The 5,179-nt window shown below is 59.2% G+C and carries 5 protein-coding genes; all 5 read right to left on the reverse strand.

The window, feature by feature from the left end:
* Positions 1-219 precede the first annotated feature (219 nt).
* The 5 genes from istB to tnpA all read right to left on the reverse strand — a co-directional run bounded on the left by istB (position 220) and on the right by tnpA (position 5,096).
* The gene (istB, locus tag AC5SEO_RS26735) at positions 220-975 is read right to left on the reverse strand and encodes an IS21-like element helper ATPase IstB (RefSeq protein WP_112158211.1); all 756 of its coding nucleotides are present in this window, start codon (positions 973-975) and stop codon (positions 220-222) included.
* Between the two features lie 14 nt (positions 976-989).
* Positions 990-2,525 carry an IS21 family transposase gene (istA, locus tag AC5SEO_RS26740; protein ID WP_112158210.1) on the reverse strand — a complete coding sequence of 512 codons (1,536 nt, stop codon included), beginning with the start codon at positions 2,523-2,525 and terminating at the stop codon, positions 990-992.
* A gap of 179 nt (positions 2,526-2,704) precedes the next feature.
* Positions 2,705-4,291: an IS66 family transposase gene (tnpC, locus tag AC5SEO_RS26745; protein ID WP_112155680.1), complete on the reverse strand. Its 1,587-nt coding sequence runs from the start codon at positions 4,289-4,291 to the stop codon at positions 2,705-2,707.
* 51 nt (positions 4,292-4,342) lie between these two features.
* Positions 4,343-4,696: an IS66 family insertion sequence element accessory protein TnpB gene (gene tnpB, locus AC5SEO_RS26750; protein ID WP_076846215.1), complete on the reverse strand. Its 354-nt coding sequence runs from the start codon at positions 4,694-4,696 to the stop codon at positions 4,343-4,345.
* Positions 4,677-5,096 carry an IS66-like element accessory protein TnpA gene (tnpA, locus tag AC5SEO_RS26755; RefSeq protein WP_413373382.1) on the reverse strand — a complete coding sequence of 140 codons (420 nt, stop codon included), beginning with the start codon at positions 5,094-5,096 and terminating at the stop codon, positions 4,677-4,679. Before tnpA ends, tnpB begins: the two co-directional genes overlap by 20 nt.
* Between the last annotated feature and the right edge of the window lie 83 nt (positions 5,097-5,179).

Here is a 5,179-nt window from a genome sequence, read left to right on the forward strand (position 1 = left end):
CGTAAGCGCGATTTTCGATGCGCCTAGACGGCCTCTTCAGGCGTAATCGCGCACGGGTTCTAGCGGTACCTTGTGTATTCCAATGAAACCGGACAGGAATTCCGATCTTTAACCGGACGCTTATTCCAGCGTTTTACCGGACGCGATTCCGAGGCGAAGCCGGACGATTTAGAGCGTCTCTGGGTCTGAGTTGATCATTGTCGGCGAATATCGGGCTGGTCAAGCCTGAGTTGCATCCTCGGTTGACAGGCTTCGATGTTTGCGCAGGCTCTCACCGGAAAGTTCGATGCGGTAGGCGTTGTGGACAAGGCGATCCAGCACGGCGTCGGCGATCGTGGGATTTCCAATCATATCGTACCAGTGGTCCACGGGGATTTGGCTGGTAACGATGGTCGAGCGCTGCTCGTAGCGATCTTCGACAATCTCCAGGAGATCGCGTCGTTGCTCGTCGCTCAGCTTCTCCGGTCCCCAATCGTCCAGGATCAGAAGGTCGGTCTTGGCCAGGCTCTTGAGCAGCTTCGCATAGCGGCCGTCGCCTCGTGCCAGGGCGAGTGAGGCGAATAGCCGGGGGACGCGGTGGTATGCGACGGAAAGGTCCTCACGGCATGCCTTGTGGCCAAGGGCGCAGGCCAACCAGCTTTTGCCGACGCCGGCCGGCCCGATCAATAGCAAGGAGTGCCGCTGCCTGATCCAGTCGCAGGTGGAAAGCTTGAGGAAGAGGTTGCGATCGAGACCGCGCGCTGCTCGGAAATCGGTATTCTCGATTTGGGCGTCGTGGCGCAGCCTGGCGGCACGGGCTCTAGCTTCGAAGCGCTTCTGGCGACGTGAGGTCTGTTCCCGTTCGAGCAGGATCGCGAGCCATTCGCCGTGCTGGAGGCTTCTCGCTTCCGGTTGCATCTCCAGTTCCTGGAAGGCGGAAGCCATGCCGGAAAGGCCGAGCTGGCGCAGCGTGTCGACAGTGGGATTAGTCAGCATTCTCGATTGTCTCCTTAATGAAAGTAGGCTTTGCCGCGAAGATTGGCATGCTCGCCGACAGCGGCGGGTTCGGCGGAATGTCGTGGTGCCTTGTAGGTGCTGATGAGTGCGCTGATGCTTTTGCAAGTCAGTCCGCCGATCTCGACGGCACGGGCGGACACCGCCTCGGCCTGCACCGTAGGAATGGCCCGGTAGAGCTTCAGCACGCCAAGGCAGGTTCGAAAGCCTTGTTCGGGATGAGGACGATTGGCCAGGATAGCGATGATCAGCCCCTCTGTCTGAGGCCCAATGGAAGCGCCCCAGCGCTGGAACCTTGCAGGTGACCATTCGGCATAGCGCCGGTGCGAGCTGGGCATATGGTCAGGATCGGTTCCGTAGCGAGAACCGCCGTACCGGCGTTGGTGGGTCGCAATCCTCTTGCCCTTGAAGAAGACCTCGATCGTGCGGCTCGTGGCCCGGACATCGACCTGCTGGCGGATGAGCGTATGGGGCACGGAGTAGAAATAGTGTTCGAACTCGACATGGTAGTCCGTCGACACCCGAGCCAGCTTCCATTCGGCGTACTCGTAGTCCTCTGCCGGGAGAGCCGCGAGTGCTGGGCGTTCCATGGTCTCGAATATCTCCTGGCGGGTTTGGCCCAACCGCTTCATAACGTGCGTGTTGATCCGCTCGACGGCTCCGCGGATGGCGGCATTGGCTTCCTCCAGCGAGAAGAAGGTCTGATTGCGCATCCGGCCGAGAATGCAGCTCTGGGCGAAACGTACGCCGGCCTCGACTTTTGGCTTGTCTTTCGGCCGCTTCGGTCCCGCGGGGAGGACACCGATGCCGTAGTAGGCGGCCATGGTGCCGTAGCTGCGATTGATCTCCGGGTCGTAGAAGCTCGCCTTGTTGACGCCGGACTTCAGATTATCCGGTACGATCAGGCGGGGCACGCCGCCGAAGAAGGCGAACATGCGCACGTGCGAGCCGATCCAGTCCGGCAGGGTCTGGGTCCAGGTGGCTTCTGCAAAGGCATAGCTTGATGCGCCGAGCACGCCGACAAAGATCTCCGCCTCGCGGATCTCGCCGGTCTTGCGATCGACGATAGGCAGCTTCTTGCCGGAATAATCGACGAACACCTTGTCGCCAGCAATGTGGACCTGCCGCATCGTGGGCGTCAGACGCCGCTCAAAGCCGCGGAACAGGTCGCAGAACCGGCTGAAGCCGTAGCCATCAGGGTAGACGGCTCGATATTCCTCCCACAGGATCGTCAGGGTCACGCCGGGCTTCTTCAGCTCGACCGCAATGACACTCCAATCCGGCTCTGGTAGTCGCCGCACCCCTTGTTTGGTGCCTTGCCGGGCAAAAAGTTTGCCTTCCAGGACGTCGCCAGTCAGATCGGCGGGCAAAGGCCATGACAGCCCTGCCGTCGCAGCGCGCCCGATCCCGTCCTGGACCGTGCTGCGGGCAATCCCGAGCAGATCGGCAATATCGCGAACGCTCACGCCATCTGATCGCAGTCGAAGTAAATGTCGTAGTTGTCTCATGGTCAGCCTTCGTCTCTTCGACATGCCATCTCCTCACGTTCGAAAAGAGATGCATGCCAAGGTTGCTGACCCAAGGGGCACTGCTTACGTTGAAAAACTGTCCGGTATCAAATCGGAATCGCGTCCGGTTAATTCTCGGAATCGTGTCCGGTTTTTGATCGGAATGCCGTCCGGTGAATCATCGGAATCTACAGTACCTAGCTTTATTGGGCATTTGCCCTGGAGAAGTTGAACGGCAAGAGGTCGCCGATGTCGGCAGTTTCTTCGCGCTGAGGTAACTCAGTGAGGACGTGGCGCAGCCAAGAGAGTGGATCGACGCCGCAAGCGCGGCAGGTCAGCATGAGACTGTAGATCACGGCGCTGGCCTTGGCTCCGTCGACGGTATCGCTGAACAGCCACGATTTCCTACCGGTGGCAAAAACTCTGATCTCGCGTTCCAGAATGTTGTTATCGATCGGCATCCTGCCGTCGCTGGTGTAACGTGTCAGGTAATCCCATTGGTTCAGGGTGTAGGACACCGCATCGCCGAGCTTGGTATCCGGCACGATCTTTGGCGCGATATTGTCGAGCCACGCCTTTAGGGCGTTTAGGACAGGCAGGCTGTGCTGCTGGCGGAAACGGCGAATGCAATCGGCCTTTGTCTCCCCTGGATCTGGAGTTTTGTCTCTTGTCTGCTTTTCGATCCGGTAGAGCTGTTCGAAGAACCGGAGTGCCTGCTCCGGCGGTCCGCCTCCATTCTTCCGGGCTTTGAGGGCCTCAACGAAGCGCCGCCGTGAATGGGCCATGCATCCGACATGGGTTGCGCCATTCAATGTGCGCCAGGCGGTGTAGCCATCAGTGACGAGTATGCCACGGTAATCACCAAGGAAGGTCTGCGGGTGGATCTGACCGCGGCCGGGCTGGTAGTCGAGGAGCACGATCGGCTCGTCACTGTCCTCGCTGCTGCGATAGGCCCACATGTACGACGTGCTGGTGGCTTCCTTGCCTTTTTCCTTCAGCACCTGAACCGTCGTCTCATCACCATGAATGAGAGGCTGCGATCGCAACCGCAGCTTCAAGGCATCGTAGATGCGATATAGATGCTTCTCGCTCGAGCCGATGACCCAATGCGCAAGAGCGCCACGGCTGATCGGAACGCCAGCACGCTCGAATGTCTGAGCCACGCGGTAGAGCGGCGTGCCATCGACGTATTTGTGGACGAGAGCAAAGGCGAGCGTCGACGCGGTGGCGATGCTGCCCGGCAGGGGTTGCGTGGGCATGGGCGCGATTACGACAGGCGTGTTAATCCCTGTACGGTCACAGTGCCGGCAAGCATATTTGAACCGTACGTTCTGCAGGACCTTTGCCTTGACCTCGATATGGAGCTGCTCGCTAACGGCTTCGCCCATGCGATGCATTTGGCTTTTGCAGCACGGGCAAGCCTTCTGATCGTCAGCAAGGTCGTATTCGACACGCTCGCGCGGCAGGTCTGCCGGCAGAGGCCTGCGTCCCCGCTTTTTGCCCGTAACGCCCTCGGCCGCAGGCAAGCCAGTATCCGGAAGCTCGACAACATCGTCTTCCTCGCTGCCACCTTCGACCGCAGCCTCTTCGGCCTCGTTGAAGAGACGATCAATGTGCTTCTCACTGCGGGGTGCAAAGCGATGGAGCTTTGCCAATGCCAGTTCTTCTTCCAGCTTGACGACCCGCTGCGAGAGCGCTTCCTTCTCGGCTTTGAGCGCCGCGATTTCGGCAGCGTTGGCTGCTAATTGCGCCATCAGTTCTGCAATGCTCGGTTCGCCGGTGCGCGTCATCAGATTCTTGAATCTGAACCGCCCCTGCGCGTCAATCTCAATTCGCCATCCTCAGCCAGCAATCTGATACTGCCGCACGGGATGGCGGATCATCGCATCGATATCGATGCCATCGAGGATCCAGTGGAGTTGCTCTGTCGTCAGCGTCACCACCGCAGTTTCCCGGCGAGGCCACCTGAACCGGTCTTCCGTTAGCTTCTTCAGGACCATAACAAACCCGGACCGATCAAAGAACAAGAGCTTCACCCGGTCACGCCTGCGATTGCAGAAGGCAAACACCGATGGAGCAAACGGGTCCAGCTCCATCACCTCTTGCACAAGGACCGCGAGGCTGTTGATGCCCGCGCGGAAATCGATGGGTTCCCGATGGAGGTAGACCTTCAGATCAGCGCCCAGTCTGAACATGGCTCAACGCTCCTATGATTGCCGCCAAACCATCGACATCGCTGCATTCCAGCGTCAGGCTGACCCCGTTCGGTAGCACCGCGCTCAGCTTGGATGCATGAGATCGCTTGCCCACCGGCTCCACCTTCGTCAGTGGACCGCTAGCAGAAGACGAGTGCATATCCGTAGCTATCTGAACCGGAACGAACCTAGATACCGCAGGCAAAGCACTATCTTCTCTGGCTCTCTTGACCCATTTGCGAACGAGATTGGCGTTGACACCGTGCTCCAGAGCTAGACGCGAAACCGAAACGCCAGGCTCTAAACACGCTGCGACAAGCCGGTCTCGGGAGGCAGGGTCATATCGACGGCGGCCGTCGCGGCCAACAAGCCGCACCTCCAGTTTAGGAGTATCGTCCATGATTTGGTGTCCACCTATTTTTGGTGGACACTTCATGCATCAGAGCACTGCGCTTCAAAAGGTGCACAGAAATTCGCGCTTAC

This window comes from Agrobacterium sp. K11 (genome assembly GCF_059429395.1).